General features: G+C 64.7%; 19 protein-coding genes and 1 riboswitch. Of the genes, 8 read left to right on the plus strand and 11 right to left on the minus strand.

The window, feature by feature from the left end:
- Positions 1 to 4: 4 nt before the first annotated feature.
- The gene (locus ACFULT_RS06210) at positions 5 to 1,429 is read right to left on the minus strand and encodes a condensation domain-containing protein (RefSeq protein WP_378480944.1); all 1,425 of its coding nucleotides are present in this window, start codon (positions 1,427 to 1,429) and stop codon (positions 5 to 7) included.
- Positions 1,430 to 1,636: 207 nt separating this feature from the next.
- Between ACFULT_RS06210 and ACFULT_RS06215 the strand changes: the two genes are divergently transcribed.
- Genes ACFULT_RS06215 through ACFULT_RS06225 form a run of 3 tightly spaced genes read left to right on the plus strand, consistent with a single transcriptional unit; the run spans position 1,637 to position 4,497 of the window.
- Entirely contained in the window at positions 1,637 to 2,644 is a 1,008-nt protein-coding gene (locus ACFULT_RS06215; protein WP_378480945.1) for an alpha/beta hydrolase, read from the plus strand.
- Entirely contained in the window at positions 2,645 to 3,574 is a 930-nt protein-coding gene (locus ACFULT_RS06220) for a glucosyl-3-phosphoglycerate synthase (protein ID WP_378480946.1), read from the plus strand.
- Positions 3,575 to 3,600: 26 nt separating this feature from the next.
- Positions 3,601 to 4,497: an oxidoreductase gene (locus tag ACFULT_RS06225; protein WP_378480947.1), complete on the plus strand. Its 897-nt coding sequence runs from the start codon at positions 3,601 to 3,603 to the stop codon at positions 4,495 to 4,497.
- A gap of 50 nt (positions 4,498 to 4,547) precedes the next feature.
- Here the strand turns inward: ACFULT_RS06225 and ACFULT_RS06230 are convergent, their stop codons facing one another.
- The 4 genes from ACFULT_RS06230 to ACFULT_RS06245 form a co-directional block, all read right to left on the minus strand.
- Positions 4,548 to 5,543 (minus strand): NADP-dependent oxidoreductase, encoded by a 996-nt coding sequence (locus ACFULT_RS06230; protein WP_378480948.1) that lies wholly within the window; start codon positions 5,541 to 5,543, stop codon positions 4,548 to 4,550.
- Between the two features lie 11 nt (positions 5,544 to 5,554).
- Complete coding sequence (locus ACFULT_RS06235) at positions 5,555 to 5,977, minus strand: organic hydroperoxide resistance protein (RefSeq protein WP_037103546.1); 423 nt, start codon at positions 5,975 to 5,977, stop codon at positions 5,555 to 5,557.
- Positions 5,974 to 6,420, minus strand: coding sequence for a MarR family winged helix-turn-helix transcriptional regulator (locus ACFULT_RS06240; protein ID WP_037103548.1), 447 nt, complete (start codon positions 6,418 to 6,420; stop codon positions 5,974 to 5,976). Before ACFULT_RS06240 ends, ACFULT_RS06235 begins: the two co-directional genes overlap by 4 nt.
- Before the next feature lie 86 nt (positions 6,421 to 6,506).
- On the minus strand, positions 6,507 to 7,541 hold the full coding sequence (locus tag ACFULT_RS06245) for an ABC transporter substrate-binding protein (protein ID WP_378480949.1): 1,035 nt from the start codon (positions 7,539 to 7,541) through the stop codon (positions 6,507 to 6,509).
- Between the two features lie 92 nt (positions 7,542 to 7,633).
- Between ACFULT_RS06245 and ACFULT_RS06250 the strand changes: the two genes are divergently transcribed.
- The gene (locus ACFULT_RS06250; protein WP_378480950.1) at positions 7,634 to 8,104 is read left to right on the plus strand and encodes a MarR family winged helix-turn-helix transcriptional regulator; all 471 of its coding nucleotides are present in this window, start codon (positions 7,634 to 7,636) and stop codon (positions 8,102 to 8,104) included.
- Here ACFULT_RS06250 and metE read toward each other — a convergent pair.
- Positions 8,101 to 10,356 (minus strand): 5-methyltetrahydropteroyltriglutamate--homocysteine S-methyltransferase, encoded by a 2,256-nt coding sequence (gene metE, locus ACFULT_RS06255; protein ID WP_378480951.1) that lies wholly within the window; start codon positions 10,354 to 10,356, stop codon positions 8,101 to 8,103. The genes ACFULT_RS06250 and metE overlap by 4 nt on opposite strands.
- A 127-nt stretch (positions 10,357 to 10,483) precedes the next feature.
- A riboswitch (cobalamin riboswitch) is annotated at positions 10,484 to 10,721 on the minus strand.
- A gap of 202 nt (positions 10,722 to 10,923) precedes the next feature.
- Here metE and ACFULT_RS06260 point away from each other — a divergent pair.
- Positions 10,924 to 12,006, plus strand: coding sequence for a 3-deoxy-7-phosphoheptulonate synthase (locus ACFULT_RS06260; protein WP_037103555.1), 1,083 nt, complete (start codon positions 10,924 to 10,926; stop codon positions 12,004 to 12,006).
- On the opposite strand, the gene ACFULT_RS06265 is transcribed toward ACFULT_RS06260, so the two are convergent.
- Positions 12,003 to 12,626 (minus strand): alpha-ketoglutarate-dependent dioxygenase AlkB, encoded by a 624-nt coding sequence (locus tag ACFULT_RS06265; RefSeq protein ID WP_378480952.1) that lies wholly within the window; start codon positions 12,624 to 12,626, stop codon positions 12,003 to 12,005. The two genes, ACFULT_RS06260 and ACFULT_RS06265, sit on opposite strands and share 4 nt — an antisense overlap.
- Before the next feature lie 125 nt (positions 12,627 to 12,751).
- Here ACFULT_RS06265 and ACFULT_RS06270 point away from each other — a divergent pair, with 125 nt between their 5' ends.
- Together ACFULT_RS06270 and ACFULT_RS06275 are read left to right on the plus strand one after the other, a co-directional pair.
- Positions 12,752 to 13,831, plus strand: a complete 1,080-nt coding sequence (locus tag ACFULT_RS06270; protein ID WP_378480953.1) for an ABC transporter substrate-binding protein — start codon at positions 12,752 to 12,754, stop codon at positions 13,829 to 13,831.
- Between the two features lie 40 nt (positions 13,832 to 13,871).
- Complete coding sequence (locus tag ACFULT_RS06275; protein ID WP_378480954.1) at positions 13,872 to 14,297, plus strand: VOC family protein; 426 nt, start codon at positions 13,872 to 13,874, stop codon at positions 14,295 to 14,297.
- A 9-nt stretch (positions 14,298 to 14,306) separates the two neighbouring features.
- Here the strand turns inward: ACFULT_RS06275 and ACFULT_RS06280 are convergent, their stop codons facing one another.
- Both ACFULT_RS06280 and ACFULT_RS06285 read right to left on the minus strand, forming a co-directional pair.
- Positions 14,307 to 15,323, minus strand: coding sequence for an AraC family transcriptional regulator ligand-binding domain-containing protein (locus tag ACFULT_RS06280; protein ID WP_378480955.1), 1,017 nt, complete (start codon positions 15,321 to 15,323; stop codon positions 14,307 to 14,309).
- 4 nt (positions 15,324 to 15,327) lie between these two features.
- Positions 15,328 to 16,545, minus strand: coding sequence for a pyridoxal phosphate-dependent aminotransferase (locus ACFULT_RS06285; protein ID WP_094719480.1), 1,218 nt, complete (start codon positions 16,543 to 16,545; stop codon positions 15,328 to 15,330).
- 104 nt (positions 16,546 to 16,649) lie between these two features.
- Between ACFULT_RS06285 and ACFULT_RS06290 the strand changes: the two genes are divergently transcribed.
- Positions 16,650 to 17,636 carry an LLM class F420-dependent oxidoreductase gene (locus tag ACFULT_RS06290; RefSeq protein WP_037103563.1) on the plus strand — a complete coding sequence of 329 codons (987 nt, stop codon included), beginning with the start codon at positions 16,650 to 16,652 and terminating at the stop codon, positions 17,634 to 17,636.
- An 11-nt stretch (positions 17,637 to 17,647) separates the two neighbouring features.
- Here the strand turns inward: ACFULT_RS06290 and ACFULT_RS06295 are convergent, their stop codons facing one another.
- Both ACFULT_RS06295 and ACFULT_RS06300 read right to left on the minus strand, forming a co-directional pair.
- Positions 17,648 to 18,316 carry a DUF3239 domain-containing protein gene (locus ACFULT_RS06295; protein WP_378480956.1) on the minus strand — a complete coding sequence of 223 codons (669 nt, stop codon included), beginning with the start codon at positions 18,314 to 18,316 and terminating at the stop codon, positions 17,648 to 17,650.
- A gap of 26 nt (positions 18,317 to 18,342) precedes the next feature.
- On the minus strand, positions 18,343 to 19,998 hold the full coding sequence (locus ACFULT_RS06300) for a DNA repair helicase XPB (RefSeq protein WP_037103566.1): 1,656 nt from the start codon (positions 19,996 to 19,998) through the stop codon (positions 18,343 to 18,345).
- Positions 19,999 to 20,058: the final 60 nt, after the last annotated feature.

The raw sequence follows: 20,058 nt of genomic DNA on the forward strand, positions 1-20,058 counted from the left end.
TGTCCTACGCGGTTTTTCCGGTCATCGCCTGCGCGAACGAGTAGTCGCCGGTGGTCGCGACGGACTGCAGAATCTCACTGATCTTGGCGTTGTACCGCGACACCGAGTCCCGTGCGACGTCGGTGCCCGGGTACATGAAGGTCGTCCCGGTCTCGTCCTCGAATCGGTTGATCCACAGGTACACCTCGTCGGAACTGCCCTGATTTCCGAAGAGGCCACCGTTGACGCTCGAGACGATGTCCGCGCCAGGCAACGTACGGACGTCGACGTAGGAGATCATCGGCGCTGACCAGCCGGGTTGGGTTCGAATCCCCATGTCGGGTGTCACGAGTTCGAGGACCCGGTGGTACGAGACGTCGGACAGCGCCTTTCCTGCGTCGAACGCGCGCTGCGCGACCCCGGCGAGATGGGAGAACGTCTGTGTCCCCGAGACAGGAAATTGAACGGGGATGAGACTGGAGAACCAGCCGATCGCGCCGAACTCGGCGGGCATGCTCCTGGTGCTCTTCGGGGTCAGGCCGAGGTAGGTGTGGTGGCCGGCGAGTTCGTACTCGGTGATCGCTGCCGCAGCGAAAATGCCTCCGATGAACTTCGCTCCGAACCTGGCACAGGCCTCGTCGAACGCCTCGCCCTCGGCCCGGTCGAAGAGGGGGTGCGTGGACACCTCGGATCGTGTGTATCTCTCGAGCGCACCGAGGGGAAGAGCGAAAGACGGTAAGTCTCCGCCATTGGCCTTCACCAGATCGACCCACTGACGCACGTCGGGCGAATCGAGCGACAACTCGGCGGATGCGGTGCGTTCGCGGGCGCAGTACTCGAGGTAACTGCCGAGGCAGGGCCGCACGTCCAGCGTCCCGGCGACCGCATCGGTGTAGAGCGAGCGCAGCTCGAAGAAGGTCAGAGCTTGGGATATGCCGTCGGTGTCGAGATGATCCACCGCTGCGTAGACGGTGAACTCCTCGCCGCGATCGATCACGCCGAACGAGAAGCAGTCCCACGACGTCGGTCCTGGTGTGGTGTTCTGTACGTGGACACGCAGGGCTTCCTCGTCGTCGAATCTGCCGTGTTCCGTCGGTGCGAGTTCGATGTCGTCCGCGGAGGCCTGATGGCGCACGACACCGGTGTCGTCGGTGACGAACCACGTCGAGAACGTGTCGTGTCGTCGGACGAAACCGTTGATCGCGCGATCCATGGACGCCGGGTCCAGTGGTTCGAAGATGTCGAAGGTCACCAGGCACAATCGAGAGAACCGAAAGCCCGAGTCGCGATTTCGGTACGCGGACTTCAGGTACTCCTCCTGGATGTGCGACGCGGGTGTCGAATGCGGCGGCGCCGCGTGCACTCGTGCCCTCGACTCGGGTGTCGCGGTCCATGTCGTCACCAGTCCTGGCTGTGGTTTCCAATCGCCGATGAGACCGAAACTGACCACGTGGACCCCTTTTCCCGACAACAAGGTGTATTCGGATGCGCAGCGCGAAGCGCGCCGACGCGGGATCCATCATGGTCGTGCAGGCAGTGCTTGGCGACGGTTTTCGGCTTGTGAGACGGCCCAAACATGGCCTGCTCCAGCACCTACTTCTCTTAATTCTCGACTGTCGACCCGATCGGTAATGCAGTCCGACATACCATTTCACGAATGCCCCACCGCCCTGCTCTGAAACTGCTTGCCGCCGTCGTGTCGGCGTGCCTGCTGTCCTGCGTTGCCGCTGGAGGTGCGGGAGCAGAACCCGGCGGCGGTGCCGCGATCGTCTCGAACCGGGTGATCGGTGATCGGACAAGCGTCGTGGACGTCTTCTCTCCCTCGATGGGCAGGCCGATTCCGGTCACGGTGTACCGGGCGGCGAACCCCGAAATTGCCGCTCCGACTTTGTATCTGCTCAACGGGGCAGCAGGTGGCGACGGTGGGAGCAGTTGGTTCGACCGCACGGACATCGCCGGGTTCTTCAGCGACGAGCAGGTCAATGTCGTCGCACCCACAGGAGGCGCGGCAAGTTACTACACCGACTGGTACCGCGACGATCCCGTTCTCGGGCGCAACCAGTGGGCGACCTTTCTCACTCGCGAACTGCCCGCGGTGGTCGACACAGAATTTCGCGGTAACGGGATCAACGCGATCGCAGGTATCTCCATGGCGGGAACCTCGGTGTTCCAACTGGCCCTTGCCCATCCGGGTTTCTACACGGCGGCTGCGTCGTACTCGGGATGCGCAATGACATCGGATCCGGTCGGGCGCGCGTATGTCAAGTCCGTCGTCGAAATGCGCGGTCGTGGAAACACTCTCAACATGTGGGGCCCGGACTCGGATCGGGCATGGGTGGACAACGATCCTTACGTGAACGCGGAGAAGCTGCGCGGCACCGAGCTCTACATCTCCAGTGGAAGCGGACTGCCGGGGCCACTCGACACCATCGACGGTCCGGATGTGGCAGGTAGTCCGGGAAAGCTCGTGGAACAGTTGGCCGTCGGAGCGTTGATCGAGTCGGCGACCGACCGGTGTTCGCGCATGATGCGGGCTCGCCTCGATGCTCTGGGGATCCCGGCGACCTACAACTTCCGAGACAACGGCACACATTCGTGGGGGTACTGGGAAGGCGACATGCACGACTCCTGGCCGCTGCTTGCCCGGTCGCTCGGGGTGGCGTAGATGAGCGACGTCGTGCGCAATTCGTGGCGCGAGGCGCTGTGGACCGTCGAAGAATTGACGGACGCGAAACAGGGCAGAACCGTGTCGGTCGTTCTGCCAGCGTTGAACGAGGAGGCGACGGTAGCGGCTGTGGTTCGGTCCATTCGGCCTCTGCTCGGCGGTCTCGTCGACGATCTCCTTGTCCTGGACTCGGGCTCCGTCGACGCGACGGCAACCGAGGCGCGTCGGGCGGGCGCCCGGGTTGTCACCCGTGAGCAGGCGGTACCGCATCTGCAACCCCGACCCGGCAAGGGCGAAGTTCTGTGGCGATCGCTGGCCGCGACCGACGGAGACATCGTGGTGTTCGTCGACTCCGACCTGCTCGACCCGAACCCTCGGTTCGTACCATCGCTTCTGGGACCGCTACTGCTGGACACCGGGGTGCAGTTGGTCAAGGGGTTCTATCGTCGGCCACTCCGAGTCGACGGGATGACCTCTCCGAGCGGCGGTGGGCGAGTGACCGAGATGGTGGCGCGTCCCCTGCTGGCCGCGTTGCTACCGGACCTCGCCGGAGTTCTGCAACCGTTGGGTGGCGAGTACGGCGGGACACGCGAGCTCCTCACGTCGATACCGTTCGCCCCCGGATACGGCGTCGAGATCGGTATTCTCATCGACACGTACCGGCGTCTGGGCGTCGACTCGATCGGTCAGGTCGGCCTCGGTGTGCGCGAGCATCGCAACCGGCCGACGTCCGAGCTGGCGGTGATGAGCAGGCAGATAATGGCGACGATGTTCGGACGACTCGGTATTGCGGACTCCGCCGTCGGGTTGACGGCGTTCGGCTCCGAGGGCGACCCGTTCTTCGGCGTGACGAGTGATGTCCTCGGACTCGACCGGCCGCCGATGAACGAGGTGTCCGCGACAGCGAGCGAGAAGATAAGGGCGTCCTGACGCCGGTGCAGAGTTAGGCTCGGTCGGTGAGCGCGCAGCGAGGCTGGACCACGTCGGACATCCCGGATCAGACGGGCAGACGATTCATCGTCACAGGGGCCAACAGCGGGCTGGGGGAGGTGACGGCCCGGGCCCTCGGGGCAGCCGGTGCCGACGTGGTACTCGCCTGCCGCGACACCGGCAAAGGCGACGAAGTCGCACGCAGCATCGGGCCTCGTGCCCATGTGCGCCGGTTGGACCTGGCGGACCTGTCGTCCGTGAGGTCGTTCGCGAACACCGTCGACACAGTCGACGTGTTGATCAACAATGCGGGCGTGATGGCGCTGCCGGAGCGTCGGACGGCCGATGGGTTCGAAATGCAGTTCGGCACCAACCACCTGGGGCATTTCGCTCTGACGGGACTGTTGATCGAGAAGATCACGGACCGCATTGTCACCATGTCGAGTGGCCTGCACCGGATCGGTCGGATACATCTGGACGATCTGAACTACTCGCGCCGGCGGTATCGTCGGTGGCCGGCGTACGGGCAGTCGAAGCTGGCGAACTTGATGTTCGCGCTCGATTTGGACAGACGGTTGAACGCGGCGACGTCGCCGATCAAGTCCGTTGCCGCACATCCCGGGTACGCCACGACGAACCTGCAGGGCCACACGGAGTCCGTGCAGGATGCGTTGTTGTCGGTGGGGAACCGAATCGTGGCTCAGTCCGCAGGGATGGGTGCTCTGCCGGAGTTGTACGCGGCGACATCCCCAGAGGTCACCGGCGGCTTGTACATCGGACCTGGTGGCCGTCAAGAGCTGCGTGGGTATCCGACGATCGTCGCTCCCAGTCGGCCCGCGCGTGACCGGGCGGTGCAGGAGGCGCTGTGGGACAGATCGGAAAGGCTTACCGGCGTGAGCTTTCCATCGCTGGGCGGGCTATGACGCCGTGGGGAGTGACCGGTATCGGGTCGCCCCTCCACGGCGCCTGGACGTCAGATGCTGACGACCATCTTTCCCGTGTTCTCACCGCGGAGCAGCCCGATGAACGCGCGAGGCGCATTCTCGAGACCGTCGACGACGGTTTCGTCCCATTCGACGACGCCGTCGGCGAGCCATCCGGCCATCTTCTCGGAGAACTCTCCGGCGAGGTGGCTGTAGGAGCCGACGATGAATCCCTTCAGCGTCAACTCTTTTCCGATGGCGAGGGCGAGGTTGCGCGGAGCCGGGGTCGGCTCGGTGGCGTTGTACTGAGAGATCGCCCCGCACAGTGCGAATCGGCCGTACTTGTTGGCGGACGCAAGGGCTGCTTCGAGGTGATCGCCGCCGACGTTGTCGAAGTAGACGTCGATTCCGTCCGGTGCGGCCTCCGCGAGCTGCTTCTTCACCGGTCCGTCGTGGTAGTCGAACGCTGCGTCGAAACCGAGCTCCAGCAGCCGCTTCACTTTCGCCGGCGAGCCTGCACTGCCGATCACGCGCGCAGCGCCGAGAGCCTTGGCAATTTGTCCGACGAGTGAACCGACGGCGCCGGCCGCGCCGGAAACGAACACTGTGTCACCTGGCTTGAACTGGGCAACAGCAGTCAGTCCGGAGTATGCGGTCAGACCTGTCATGCCGAGCGCGCCGAGGTACGCCGACGCGTTCGCCTTCTTCAGGTCGACGACACGAGCCGAATCACCGTCGAGAACAGCGAGATCACGCCATCCTTTGCCGTGGGAGACGGCGTCGCCGACCGCGATGTTGTCGTTCTTGGATTCCACGACCTCTCCGACGGCTCCTCCGTCGAGGGGGGCGTCGATCTGAAATGGCGGTACGTAGGACTTGACGTCGTTCATTCGTCCGCGCATGTACGGATCCACCGACATGAAGAGGTTGCGTACCAGGATCTGACCGTCCTCGAGGGCGGGCAGATCGGTGGTCACCGTCCGGAAGTTCTCCGGCGCGGGCTCGCCGTGTGGCCTGGATGCGAGATGAATTTCCTTGGCTTGCATGCGGTATCGCCTCAGTCTTCCGTGACCGTCACGGTCACGTCGATGTTGCCGCGGGTGGCATTGGAGTACGGGCAGACCTGGTGGGCCTTGTCTGCGAGAGCCTGAGCGTCGTCACGCGCCAGGTTGGGCAGCGTCACCTCGAGCGTCACAGCGAGCTGGAAGCCGCCGGCGTCGTTGGGTCCGATGTCGACGCGGGCGCCGACTGCCGAGTCGGTGACGTCGGCCTTGTCCTGGCGAGCGACCATCTGCAGGGCAGAGTGAAAACATGCGGCGTATCCGGCGGCGAACAACTGCTCGGGGTTGGTGCCGTTGCCGCTTCCTCCCATGGCCTCGGGGATCGCGAGGTCGAGGTCGAGACGGCCGTCGGATGTGCGGGCATGCCCGTTGCGTCCCTCGCCGGTGGCCAGTGCTTCTGCGGTGTAGATCGTCTTCATTCGGATACGCCTTTCGTGTTGTGCAGCGCGTCGGTCAGTGTGATCAACGAGTCGCGGAGGTGTTCGAGGTCCTGCACGGTCATGCCGGTCTTGCCCGCAAGCTCTCTCGGGATGTCGAGGGCATGACGGCGACGGTCCTTGCCTTCTTCGGTGAGATGAATTTCGACTCGACGCTCGTCCGACGCCAAGCGGCGACGTTCGATGAGGCCGAGTCCTTCCAGTCTCTTCAGGAGCGGAGACAGTGTGCCGGTGTCGAGATCCAGTTCTGCGCAGATCTCTCGAACACCGCGTCCGTCCTTTTCCCACAGCACCAGAAGGACGAGGTACTGGGGATATGTCACGCCGAGGCGCTCGAGCATCGGGCGGTACACCGCGGTGGTAGCCCGCGATGCGGAATACAGCGCGAAGCACACCTGACGGTCGAGTGCGAGGTCGTCTGACATGAGAACGAATGTAGTGCACAACTAAGTTGTGTGCAACCTATCGAGACGAAGCAATGGGGAACGCGCACGTTCCCCATTCGACTGCTCTACCGGGTCAACGTCTCCGTGAGTCCGTCGAGAACGATCGTCGCCGCGGTCGGACCGGCGTTGAGGTACCACGGATCGTCGTCGACGGTCACGATGTGGCCTTCGGTGGACGCGCTCATCCCGGTCCACAGTGGGTTGGTGGTGTACGTCTGCTGCCGGGAACCCGGGCCGTTGTCCTGGCTGCCGACGAAAACCCAGTCCGCATCGGCCAATTGGATCTCTTCTTCACTGAAATCCTGTGACGTCTTGTCGAACTGCTGGCTTTCCGGGCGTGCAAGACCTGCATCCCAGGCGATATAGCCGGCGAACGACGGCACCCCGAACACTCGGGCGCGGTCGGCGGTGAACCGCACGAACGACACGGTGTCGTCACCGACCTGATCTCCGAGATCCTGTGCACGCGCCACGAAGTCGTCCACGAACGACTGCGCCTGCTCGGTTCGGCCGAGAGCATCCGCGAGCAGCAGGAAATCCTGCTTCCAGTTGACGCCCGTGCCTTCGGTCAACACCGTCGGCGCAATCGCCGACAATGTCTCGTAAATGTCCTCGGAACCAGCCTTGTTCGCGAGAACGAGATCAGGCTCCAGCGCTGCAATGGCCTCCAGGTCGGGGGCCTGCCTGTTCCCGACGTCGACGAACCCTGCCATCTCGGCGCTGAACTGCGGGAATTCGCGGCCGACGTAGTCCGGAACCAGGGCTGCTCCGTCACCGTAGGCAACGCCGGTGGGAGCGACGCCCAGTGTCAGTACCGCGTCGAGTTGGCCGGTGGCGATGACGACGATTCGCTTGGGCTCGGCCGGAATTGCCGTCGACCCGCCGAAATGAACGACGGTGCGGGGGAAGACGCCGTCGTCGACCCCGGGGGAGCCCATCCCGTCGGGAATGCCCGTCGGGCCAGGGGCCTCGGCGGCCGTAGGTGTCGCCAGGGTCGTCGCCGGTGTGGTGCTCGGATCAGCGGGGTTCTCGCTCGACCCGCATGCGGTGACGAGTACTGCGGTGGCGAGAAGGGACAGGAAGATCGGTGCGCGTTTCACGAGGCCTCTGGGTACGGGATCGACAAGATGAGGTAACGCTATCCTGCATCAGCGCCGGTAAACAATATCTGTGTCAGATATAGTTCTGTGGCATGAGCCACCCCGATGACGACGTCGCCCGCGGCCTTCTCGAGGTCGCATTCGGCCTACGCCGCGTTCTTCGGCTCCACCTGGACACCTCCGGTACCGACGAAACGCTGCCGCTCGCACAAGCCGAAGTCGTCCGAACGATCCTGGCGTTCCCGGACAGTCGGATCGGTGACGTGGCCGCCAGACTGCGACTTCGCCCCAACACCGTCAGCACGCTGGTGCGCACACTGGTCGACAAGGGCCTGGTCGACCGGCACCCCGATCCGGCCGACGGCCGAGCCGTCGTGCTCCGGGTGAACGGCGAACGGGCGGCCCGACGCGAACGCCGGGCCGACCGCAGGATCGAGGTACTGTCGGCCGAAATCGCGAAGCTCTCCGCCGCCGAGCGTCGGGCAGTGGAGGACGCCGTGCCGATCCTCGCGAAAGTGAACGATGCGCTTCGCCGCTCACCGGAGGATCGACGCCAGAGCTAGCGAACGGCGCGCGCGGCCTCGACGAGATTGCGCAGCGACGCCTCGACCTCGACGGTTCCGCGTGTCTTCAGCCCGCAATCCGGGTTGACCCACAACCTCTCGGCGGGAACCGAATTCAGTGCCTCTCGCAGGGAATCGGTGATCTCGTCGACGCTCGGGACTCGAGGTGAGTGAATGTCGTAGACCCCGGGCCCCACTCCGAGGTCGAAACCGACAGCGCCCAGATCATCCAAGACTTCCATGTGCGACCGCGCTGCCTCGATGGAGGTGACGTCGGCGTCGAGTGCCACGATGGCGTCGATGACCTCACCGAACTCCGAATAGCAGAGATGCGTGTGGATCTGAGTGGAATCCGCGACACCGGACGTGGAGAGCTTGAACGCCCGCACCGCCCACGCCAGGTAAGTCGCCTTGTCCTTGCCGCGTAGAGGAAGAAGCTCCCGCAGTGCGGGCTCGTCGACCTGCACGATGCGGATACCCGCGGATTGCAGATCCACCGTCTCGTCGCGAATTGCGAGCGCCACCTGATCGGCACTGTCGGCCAACGACTGATCGTCGCGGACGAACGACCAGGCCAGGATCGTGACCGGTCCAGTGAGCATTCCCTTCACCGGCTTATCGGTCAGAGACTGTGCGTACGTGATCCAGTCGACGGTCATCGCACCGTTTCGGCTGACGTCCCCGAACAGAATCGGCGGGCGGACGCACCGCGATCCGTAGGACTGCACCCACCCGTTCGCCGTCGCTGCGAAACCGTTCAGTTGTTCGGCGAAGTACTGCACCATGTCGTTGCGCTCCGGCTCTCCGTGCACCAGAACGTCGAGACCTATGTTCTCTTGCAGCGCAACCACGTCGGCGATCTCCGACTGCATACGACGTACGTACTCGGCGTCGTCGATCTCCCCCCTGCGTACGGCAGCGCGGGCGACGCGAATCCGGGTGGTCTGCGGGTAGGAGCCGATCGTCGTCGTCGGCAAGGACGGCAGGTTCAGCCGCGAGGCCTGGGCCGGGCGTCGCTCGTCGGCCGGGCTGCGATCGACGCAGACACCTGCGGCGAGCCGGGCGCGGATGGCGGCGTCGTGCAGGCGCGGGTCGGTGCGACGACTCGCGAGCGCGGCGCGCGACTCCTGCAATTCGGCTGCGACGGAATCGGTTCCGTCCCTCAACGCACGCGCCAGCACGGTCACCTCGGAGATCTTCTCGGAACCGAAGGCCAACCAGGAGCGAAGTGGGTCCACGATGTCGGTCTCACCGTCGAGCGTGTACGGAACGTGGAGCAGTGAGCAGGAACTCGACACCGCGAGGGCGCCCACGCTACCGAGCAGACTGGCGAGCGTGGCCAGAGCCTTGTCCAGATCGGTACGCCAGATGTTCCTGCCGTCGACGATGCCCGCGACGATGCGCTTGTTCACCAGAGCCGGTACCGAAGCGAGCTGCTCCACGGTGCCCGGTGCGGTCAGATCGATCGACAACCCCTCGATGCCGGTCGATGCGAGCACGGGGAGCGCGTCGCCCAGATCACCGAAGTACGACGCCAACAGGATCGCCGGCCTGGTCTCCAGTGCACTGAGGAAGTCGTACGCGCGCTTCGCCGAGGAGATCTCGTCCTGCGTCCGGTCCGCGACCAACGCGGGTTCGTCGATCTGAACCCACTCGGCTCCTGCGCCGGCCAGCTGCGTCAACAGGTCTGCGTAGAGCGGCAGAATCTCCTCGAGGCGGTCCAGGAGCGGCGCAGTGCTGTCGACGGCTTTGGAGAGCAGGAGGAACGTCACCGGGCCGACCAGAACCGGTCGTGCCGGAATGCCCAGCGTCCGCGCTTCTTCCAGCTCGCCGAGGATCTTCTCGGGGTGCAGGGTGAACGTGGTGTCGGATGAGATCTCGGGCACCAGATAGTGGTAATTGGTGTCGAACCACTTCGTCATTTCCAGAGGCACAACAGATTCGGTGCCGCGAGCGGCCGCGAAGTAGCGATCGAGTTCGCTCTCGATGCCCAGCACGCGTTCGGGAAGCGCCCCCAACATGACCGCCGTGTCCAGAACCTGGTCGTAGTAACTGAACGTGCCCACCGGAATCGAGTCCAGACCGGCGTTCTTCGACGCCGTCCAGGTGTCCTCACGGAGGCTCTTGGCCACCGATTCCAGTGCGGGAGCGTCGATCGTGCCTGCCCAGTAGGACTCGACTGCGCGCTTGAGCTCGCGTCGCGGTCCGATCCGGGGTGAACCGAGAATCGTGGCGGTGAATTCGAATGTCACTGGCATTTCTCCATGTACGTCACACGTGGGTGGATCACCACCGAGCGCGCGAGACGACCGAGCCCATGTACGTACACCAGCTGCAGGTCGACTCGCCCATTCCACGGGGCGGTGAACCGCTGCGCACGGCGTGCGCAGCACAGAAGGCAGGTATTCGGACTCGCAAGCACGCGGTCCTCGGGTGGAGGCCGCACCTACTGGCCGTCGCTTCCCAGAGAGGCTTCTCCAGTGCATATGACGGCGGTCGTTCCTGCATACCGCTGCGGGACAGTCCCGGATTCTCACCGGGTTCCCTCTTGCGTCGCCGTCCGTGGTCTTCGGGGCTCCTCACGACCGCTGGGCGAACCAACTGCACGCATGAGCATAGTGCCGCGCATGCCCCCGGGGACAGGCGTGCTACCGTCTGTTCCATGCAGCGCACGTATTTCTGGTTTAGCAGGCCGGCCCCGGGTGGGTCAGCCAGCGACGCCATGCGCTGAGACCCCACCCCACGAGCCGGATGCAGACCGGCTCGAAGCGTGCGTGGAGCTCTCCGAGGGCCGGTCTGAGAATCGAAAAGGATTTCTCATGACTACAGCTGTCACCCCTACCGATACGTCGTTGGACGATCAGCGCACCATCAGCATCAGCCCGCTGGTGGCGCCGTCGTTACTACGACGTGAGCACGCCGCCGACGACGCGGTGTCGTCGACGGTTCGTCGCGGCCGCGCCGGTGTGGTCGACATTCTGAACGGCGCGGACGACCGTCTCATCGTGGTGGTCGGGCCGTGCTCGGTGCACGACACCGAGGCTGCGATGGAGTACGCGCGCAAGCTCGCCGAGAAAGCGTCCGAGCTGGGCGATCGGTTGCACATCGTCATGCGCGTCTACTTCGAGAAGCCGCGTACGACGCTGGGCTGGAAGGGTCTGATCAACGATCCGCACCTCGACGGCTCGTTCGACATCAATTCCGGACTGCGCGTGGGGCGTCAGCTGTTGGTCGACATTTCCGCGCTCGGACTGCCCGTCGGGTGTGAATTCCTCGACCCGATCACGCCGCAGTACATCGCGGACCTGGTCAGCTACGGCGCGATCGGAGCCCGGACGGCGGCCAGCCAGGTTCACCGGCAACTGTGCAGTGCGCTGTCGATGCCCGTCGGCATCAAGAACTCGACGGAGGGCGACATCCAGGTCGCGGTCGACGGCACCCGTGCGGCGGCGTCGAGTCACGTCTTCCCCGGCACCGATCTGGACGGCCAGGCCGCGTTGATTCGCACCACCGGCAACCCGGACTGCCACGTCATCCTGCGCGGCGGCACCGACGGACCGAACTACGACGCAGAATCCGTCGCCGATACGGTCGCGCGTCTGCGGAAGTCGTCGCTCCCCGAGCGCGTCGTCATCGACGCCAGCCACGGAAACAGCCGCAAGGACCACAACAAGCAGGTCGACGTGGTCACCGACGTTGCCCGACGCCTCGGCGAGGGTGAGCACGGCATCGTCGGTGTCATGCTCGAGAGCTTCCTCGTCGCGGGCCGTCAGGATCTGACTCTCGGACACAAGGAGGACCTGACCTACGGCCAGTCCATCACCGACGCGTGCCTCGACTGGGACACCACTGCGGCACAACTCGATGTGCTGGCTGCTGCCGTCGAGACTCGTCGCGGCTAGCGGACACCGCGCGGCCGGAACTGCACGCTGATGCGTGGTCCGGTCGCGCGGGTGCTCTTGGGAACGGCGTGCTCCCAGGTGCGCTGACACGAGCCGCCCATGACGATCAGATCGCCATGTCCCAGTGTGAATTTCAGCGATGTTCCGCCTCCACGGGGGCGCAGCATCAGTTGCCTGGTGGCGCCGAGCGAGACGATGGCGACCATCGTGTCCTCGGTGGCGCTGCGGCCGATGTTGTCGCCGTGCCACGCCACACTGTCGGATCCGTCTCTGTAATAACACAATCCGGCTGTCGTGAACGTCTCGCCCAGCTCCGGGCCGTAGTGTGCGTCGAGAGCGGTCTTGGCTTCGTTCAACGACGAGTCCGGCCACGGTTCGGAGTCGGAGTAGAACCGCACCAGGCGAGGTACGTCGACCACACGGTCGTACATCTGACGCCGCTCTGCCCGCCAGTCCACCCCGTCGACGAGACGGGCGAACAAGTCGATCGAACCGACCCACCCCGGCCGCACGTCCACCCATGCGCCGTTCGACAGTGCCCGCCTGCTCACGGTCGATCCGAGGGGGCCGAACTGCTCCTCGTCATCGGTGAACAGCGAGCCCTGAAGTTCCACGCTCATCGGCACAGCGTAGCGGTTTTCGAACGTATGTTCCACCCATAAGGAGGTGGCTGTTACGAGGTTAGGTGACCCTTCCTGGCGTGCTACTTTAGTGAACCTAAACCAACTCTCGGAGGGTCCTGTCGATGTACATAGGTTCGCCGACGCGTCGTATCACCGCGTTCCTGGTTGCTGCGTCGATGGCAACGGCGCTGGTCGGATGCAGTACCGATTCCGGTGACTCGTCGGCCGACACCGAGACGTTGGCAGCGACCGGGTCGGCCGCGGCGGCGGGTTCGTTTCCTGTCACCATCGACTCCGCTCTCGGAAGCGCCACCATCGACTCGGCCCCGACTCACGTTGCCACCTGGGGTTGGTCCAACCAGGATGCTCTGCTGGCCTTGGGTGTGGTGCCGGTCGCGATGCCAGCATTCGTCGGTGAAAGCTACGGCGCCGACGCCGAGGGCGTGCTGCCGTGGGATCGAACCGCTCTCGGTGAACTCGGCGCCGCGACTCCCACATTGTTGGCTGGAGACGGCACCGGCCAGGCCCCGATCGAACAGTTCGCCCTGGCCGAACCCGACTTGATCTTCGCGCCCTACTCCGGTATCAGCCAGGCCGAGTTCGACGCGCTTTCTGAGATCGCGCCAGTCGTCGCCTATCCGGAGCGACAGTGGACCGCCTCGTGGCAAGAGCAGGTGACGATTGCAGGCGAGGCCCTGGGCAAGCAGGCCGAAGCGGCCGCGGTCGTCGCGGATACGGAGAAGAACATCGCGGAGGTCGCGGTGAAATACCCCGCGCTGAAGGACAAGTCGATCACGGTCGCCCTGCCGAACGAGCCCGGTGTGTTCTCGGTGAGCAAGGACGACGACGTGCGAGTGGAGTTCCTCGAGCAACTCGGTCTGGTCAACGAGGAGTCGATTCAGCAGTCCGATCCGACAGACGACGCCGAGGCCGTGTACTTCGACCTCAGTTACGAGAAGGCGTCGGCGATCGCATCGGACGTCCTCTTCGTCGTCGCGTACGACAAGCCGTCACTCGCCGCGTTCCTGGCGGAACCGGTCATCGCCGAGTTGCCCGTCGTCGCCGATGGACGAACCGCCTCGACCGAAAGCTTCTCGGTGGAGAAGAACTTCGCGTTCGGTGGACTCACCGTGCTGACCATTCCCGTCGTTCTGGACGATATTGCGTCTGCGTTGAACGCGGCTGCGGAGAACGTCGCCTGACCGGCGTATGCGTGTCGGTGCATCGGCCTATCGTGTGCACATGGGATACGAATTTCAGGTCACGGTGGACAGTGGGAAGCCTCATGAGCAGGCGAAATGGTGGGCCGAGGCCCTGGGATGGATCGTCGAACCCACGGACAGTGCATTCATCGAGGGACTGATCGCGGCGGGTCACGCCAGGCGGGAGGACGCCGTGGTGTTCGAGGGCAACCTGGTCTGGAAGATCGGCGCGGCGATCTTCGATCCGGACACTCCCGGAACCCCGCGTGTTCTCTTCCAACTCGTTCCCGAGCCGAAGACGGTCAAGAATCGTCTTCACTTCGACATCAGGGTCGGTGACGAACGCGAGGCCATCGCTCAGAAGCTGGTCGACGCCGGGGCCGCGATCTCGCACCGTGGTCAGGTCGGTCCGAGCACGTGGATCACCATGACCGATCCCGAGGGTAACGAGTTCTGCGTGTCCTGACAGGGAGGGTCAGCGGTAGGCGCCGGGGGTTTGCCCTGTCCAGCGTTTGAAGGCTCGGCGGAACGCGGAGGGTTCGGAGAAGCCCAGCCTGTTGGAGATGTCGTCCACCGAGTCGCCGCGGCTCAGTCCGGAGACGGCGGCGTCCCGTAGGACCTCCTCACGAATCTGGTTGACGGAGGTACCTTCCTGCCGCAGTAGGCGACGCAGATGGGCGGTGCTGACGGTCAACATGTCCGCGATGTCGTCGGTGCCGGGTGCCTGGCCCTGCAGGCCGAGTTCGAGTGCCCGGCGGACTTGTGCGGACGCGGTGCTGTCGTAGTCGCGGGCGGTGAACAGGAGGTTGGGGGATTCGCGGAGGTACTCGGCGAGGGTGTCCTCGGTCTGCACGATGGGTGCTCGCATCGCTGAATTGTCGAATTCCAGAGCGGCTACCTCGGCTCCGAAAGTGACTCTCGTGCCGAACATTCGGTCGTAGAGCTTGCCGGTGGACGGATCGTCGAGGTCGTACGGTAGTTCGACTGAATGCAGTTTGACTCGTCCTCCGATGAGCCAAGCAGCGAAACGGTGTACCAGGACCATCCGAAAATCTGTGAGCAGTCGACCCGCAGCTGCCCGCGCCTGCTCGGGCAGGTGACTGTTGTCGGCAGGGGGGATGGTCAGACGCGTCGTCGAGTCATCGCCCGTGATCAGCATCGGGGGCATTCCGGACAGTACTCGGGTCGTTTCGGACATGCGGTTCAAGGCTGCGGAGAGGTCGGGACAGTGAATCAAGGTCAGGCAGATGACTCGAAAACTGCCGCGCCGCAGCGGCATCGACGCGAGTCCGAACAGTTCGTCACCGGTGACCTGCCATGCAGCCTGGGTGAACAGCGTGACCTGCTCGGCGGTCAGTCGCTTGCTCGGATCGTTCAGCGAGGACCGGTCGATCCCGGCGATCGTTATCGGGTAGGACAGGTCGACGCCGCCGCTCTCGGCGAGGACGACCGCCTTGGCGATGAACTCGGCAGGAATCGTACGGGCACTCATGCGATCACAGCGTGAGGAGCCTGGACGCGGCGTCGGCGAGCACGTCGTCCTTCTTGCAGAATGCGAATCGCACCAGCGTCGTCCAGTTGCTCGGCCCGGAGGCGGGCCTCGGATCGTCGACGAAGGCGCTGACCGGCACGGCCGCGACCCCGATCCTTTCCGGCAAGGTTCGGCAGAACTGCAGCGCGTCGACTCCGCCCACCGACGAGATGTCCGCACACACGAAATAGGTTCCGTCGCTTGCTTTGACGTCGAGCCCGGCGGCGGTGAGTGCGGAGGACAGAACATCTCGTTTTGCCTGCAAGGACGTGCGAAGATTCTCCACCCATGCGTCCTCGTGATTCAAGGCGTGTGCGACGGCCGGCTGGAACGGAGTTCCGCCGACGAAGGTCATGAACTGCTTGGCGGCGCGCACTGCATCGATGAGCTCACGTGGTCCCAGGGCCCAGCCGGTTTTCCAGCCGGTGGCGTTGAACGTCTTTGCGGCGCTGGACACGGTGACCGTGCGCTGGAACATCCCAGGAAGCGACGCGAGCGATGTATGGGTGGATCTCGTCGACCGCCCGGACGAGTCGGGGGAGTCGAAGGTCAGTCGTTCGTAGACCTCGTCGGTGAGGACCAGAAGATCGTGTTCGCAGGCGATTTCGGCGATCCGCGTCAGCTCGGCGTGCGTGAGTACGGTCCCGGTCGGGTTGTGCGGTGTGTTGACCACGAGCAGTTTCGTGTTCGGGCCGATCGCGGCGGCCAAGGCGTCGGTGTCGAGAGCGAATCCGGTGCCGTCCGGTACCAACGAGACGGTCTTGCGACGCGCGCCGGCCAGCGCGATGGCAGCTGCATAGGAGTCGTAGTACGGCTCGATGAGCAGGACCTCTTCGCCGGGCTCGACCAGTCCGAGGATGGTGGCTGCGATGCCCTCGGTGGCGCCGACGGTGATCAGCGCTTCGGTTGCCGGGTCGTACTCGACACTCAGACGCCGCTGCCTGTCGGCGACGACGGCCTCGCGCAGAACGGGCAATCCGGGCCCGGGTGAGTACTGGTTGAAGCCGTCGGCGATGGCGCCTCTCGCGGCGTCGAGCATCGACGCGGGTCCGTCGGTGTCGGGGAAACCCTGTCCGAGGTTGACGGCTCCGGTGGACACGGCGAGCGCGGTCATCTCGGCGAAGATGGTGGATCCGAACGGGCGTAGTCGCTCGACGGTTCGGCTCTGATACTCCGCGGACATTCCTGCAGCGTAGCTGGTGTCACATTTCGGGCATCGCGGTCGCCCCGTCATCGGCGCTGTCGGTCGAGGGGTGTGATTCCTACTCGATCGGTAGGATTCCGGTCATGCGATTCGGACTCTTCATTCCTCAAGGCTGGCGACTCGACCTGGTCGGTATCGACCCCGCGGCGCAGTGGGACGTGATGCGGAATCTCGCGTCCGCCGCCGACGCCGGACCGTGGGAATCCTTGTGGGTGTACGACCATTTCCACACCGTTCCCGAGCCGACGGACGAGGCTACGCACGAGGCCTGGACTCTGATGTCCGCGTTCGCGGCGACGACGTCGCGCATCCGTCTGGGGCAGATGTGCACGTCGATGGCGTACCGCAATCCCGCGTATCTGGCGAAAGTTGCGGCGACGGTGGATCTGATCTCGGCCGGCCGCGTCGAGATGGGCATCGGTGCGGGCTGGTACGAGCACGAGTGGCGGGCATACGGATACGGCTTCCCTCCCGCCGGGCAGCGTCTGGGTGCACTCGACGAGGGTGTGCAGATCTTCAAGCAGGCCTGGGAAACCGGAGAAGCGACGCTGGACGGGAAGTACTTCCAGGTCGATGGTGCTCGGGTGTGGCCCAAACCGGTACAGGACGGCGGTATCCCTCTGTGGATCGCAGGCGGCGGCGAGAAGGTCACGCTGAAGATCGCGGCGAAGTACGCCGACTACACCAACTTCGACGGCACCCCGGAAGGGTTCACGCGTAAGTCGGAATTGCTGAAGGGGCACTGCGACGCCGTCGGCCGCGATTTCGACTCGATCGTGCGCTCGTCCAACTACAACGTCGCGATCGGGACCACGGAAGCAGAAGTGAAGGACAGGCTGGATCAGCTTCAGGCGCGTCTGACGCAGTACGTGGGGGCCGAGAAGGCGGATGCGGCGCTCGACGCGTTCCGTGGTCTTCCCGGTGTCGGCACGCCGGAGCAGATCGTCGAGAATTTGACGGCGCTGAAGGAGAAGGGGCTCGCGTACGGCATCTTCTATTTCCCGGAAGCCGCCTACGACCGTTCCGGCATCGAACTGTTCGAGCGCGAGGTAATTCCGGCCCTGTCCTGATCGGCGGTGCGCTACCGCAGTTCGTCGGGCAAGTCGTGCGGATCCACCAGGAGCTGCTGGTTGTCGGATTGACGAACCTTGGGGGACAGGCCGATGTTGGCGACCAGCAGAGCCCATTCCGCTTCGCTGATCGCCGCGGTAGCGCGCTCGATCACCGATGCGTCCGTGGTGCCCCAGGCGATGGGCATCGGGGCGACCATCTGCCAGGTGTCGCTGATCGCGTTCTTGCTGCGATCCGACAGGACCGAGACAGACGGAACCAGTTCCCCTTCGACCAGTTCGTGGCCGGGCAGCGATCGGATGCTGCGCGTGACGAGGGCGTAGTGCGACGCGCCCGCGTCGGGCTTGGCGATGTCGATCAGCGCCAGCAGGGTGACGCCGCGTGCACGCGTCTCCGCGATGACGGCGGGCACCAGCCCTCCTTCGGCGTAGAGGTCCTCGACGGTGCCGACCTTGCGCGGCGCCCAGACGGTCACCCACAAGGACGTCGCCGCCGTGATCAGGAACACCGCGCCCAGAATGTAGGACCACGGATGCGCCAACCAGAAGAACCACGCGGCGGCGGCGATCAACACGACCGCGGTGACGACGGCGGAGACACGGAGCCGCCGGACGTCGCCCATGGTCTCGTTCACCGAGTTGGCGTGGGCAACGTCTACGGGAAAATCGAATCGGCGCACCTGCCCATTATTAGCACGCCTGCAGCTCAGATCGCAGGCCCCAGCATGTCGTCGGCGTCGGTGATGCGATACGCGTATCCCTGCTCGGCGAGGAATCGTTGCCTGTGCGCAGCATATTCGGCGTCGAGGGTGTCTCGGGACACGACGGAGTAGAAATGCGCTTGTCCGCCATCGTGTTTCGGCCGAAGGAGGCGTCCCAGTCGCTGCGCTTCCTCCTGGCGTGATCCGAAGGTTCCCGAAACCTGCACTGCCACGGATGCTTCCGGGAGGTCGATGGAGAAGTTCGCGACCTTGCTGACCACGAGGGTCTGAATCTCGCCCTTGCGGAAGGCGTCGAACAGGATTTCCCGTTCCTTGTTCTTGGTCGACCCCTGAATGACCGGGGCGTTCAAGGCCTCGCCCAATTCGTCGAGCTGATCGAGGTAGGCCCCGATCACCAACGTCGGCGCGTCCTCGTGCTTCGCCAGAATGGATTTCACCACGGCGATCTTGGTGTGCGCCGTCGAGCACAGCTTGTATCGCTCTTCCGGTTCCGACACCGCGTACGCCATGCGCTCGGCGTCGGTCAGCGTGACGCGAACCTCGATGCACTCGGCGGGCGCGATCCACCCCTGCGCCTCGATGTCCTTCCACGGAGCGTCGTATCGCTTGGGGCCGATGAGCGAGAACACGTCGCCCTCGCGGCCGTCCTCACGGACCAGGGTCGCGGTCAGGCCGAGGCGACGACGGGACTGCAGATCGGCCGTCATGCGGAACACCGGCGCCGGAAGCAGGTGGACCTCGTCGTAGATGACCAGACCCCAGTCGCGCGAGTCGAACAGCTCGAGATGCTTGTACTCGCCCTTGGTGCGACGAGTGATGACCTGATAGGTGGCGATGGTCACAGGGCGAATTTCCTTGCGCTCGCCCGAGTACTCACCGATTTCCTCCTCGGTGAGCGAGGTGCGTGCGATCAGTTCGCGCTTCCACTGGCGGCCTGCGACGGTGTTGGTGACGAGGATCAGCGTCGTCGCCTTGGCCTTGGCCATCGCAGCGGCACCGACCATCGTCTTGCCGGCGCCACAGGGGAGAACGACGACGCCCGAGCCACCGGCCCAGAACGAATCCGCGGCCATCTCCTGGTAGTCGCGGAGCGACCAGTGGCCGCCCTCCTGATCCAGATCGATCGGGTGCGCTTCGCCGTCGACGTACCCGGCGAGGTCCTCGGCGGGCCAGCCGATCTTCAGCAGCATCTGCTTGAGATGCCCGCGCTCGCTCGGGTGGACGATGACCGTGTCCTCGTCGACCTTGGCGCCGAGCATCGGCGCGATCTTCTTGTGTCGCATGACCTCGGTGAGGACGGCGCGATCCAGGCTGACGAGCGAGAGTCCGTGGATCGGGCTCTTCACCAGCTGAAGGCGGCCGTACCGAGCCATCGTGTCGACGATGTCCACCAACAACGGCTGCGGCACGGCGTAGCGCGAGTAGTTGACGAGTGCGTCGACGACCTGCTCGGCGTCGTGGCCCGCTGCTCGCGCGTTCCACAGTGCGAGCGGGGTGATGCGATAGGTGTGTACGTGCTCGGGCGCTCGTTCGAGCTCCGCGAACGGAGCGATGGCGCCGCGCGCTTCACCGGCTTGCGGGTGGTCGATTTCCAGCAGCAGAGTCTTGTCGGACTGGACGATCAAAGGCCCATCGGTCACGTGTTCCTCCTACAGAACTCTTCGGCGCAGCGCGCCTGATGCGCATCGAAAATGCGCAAC

This window comes from Rhodococcus sp. NPDC057297 (assembly GCF_042667435.1).
Classification (GTDB): Bacteria; Actinomycetota; Actinomycetes; order Mycobacteriales; family Mycobacteriaceae; genus Rhodococcoides.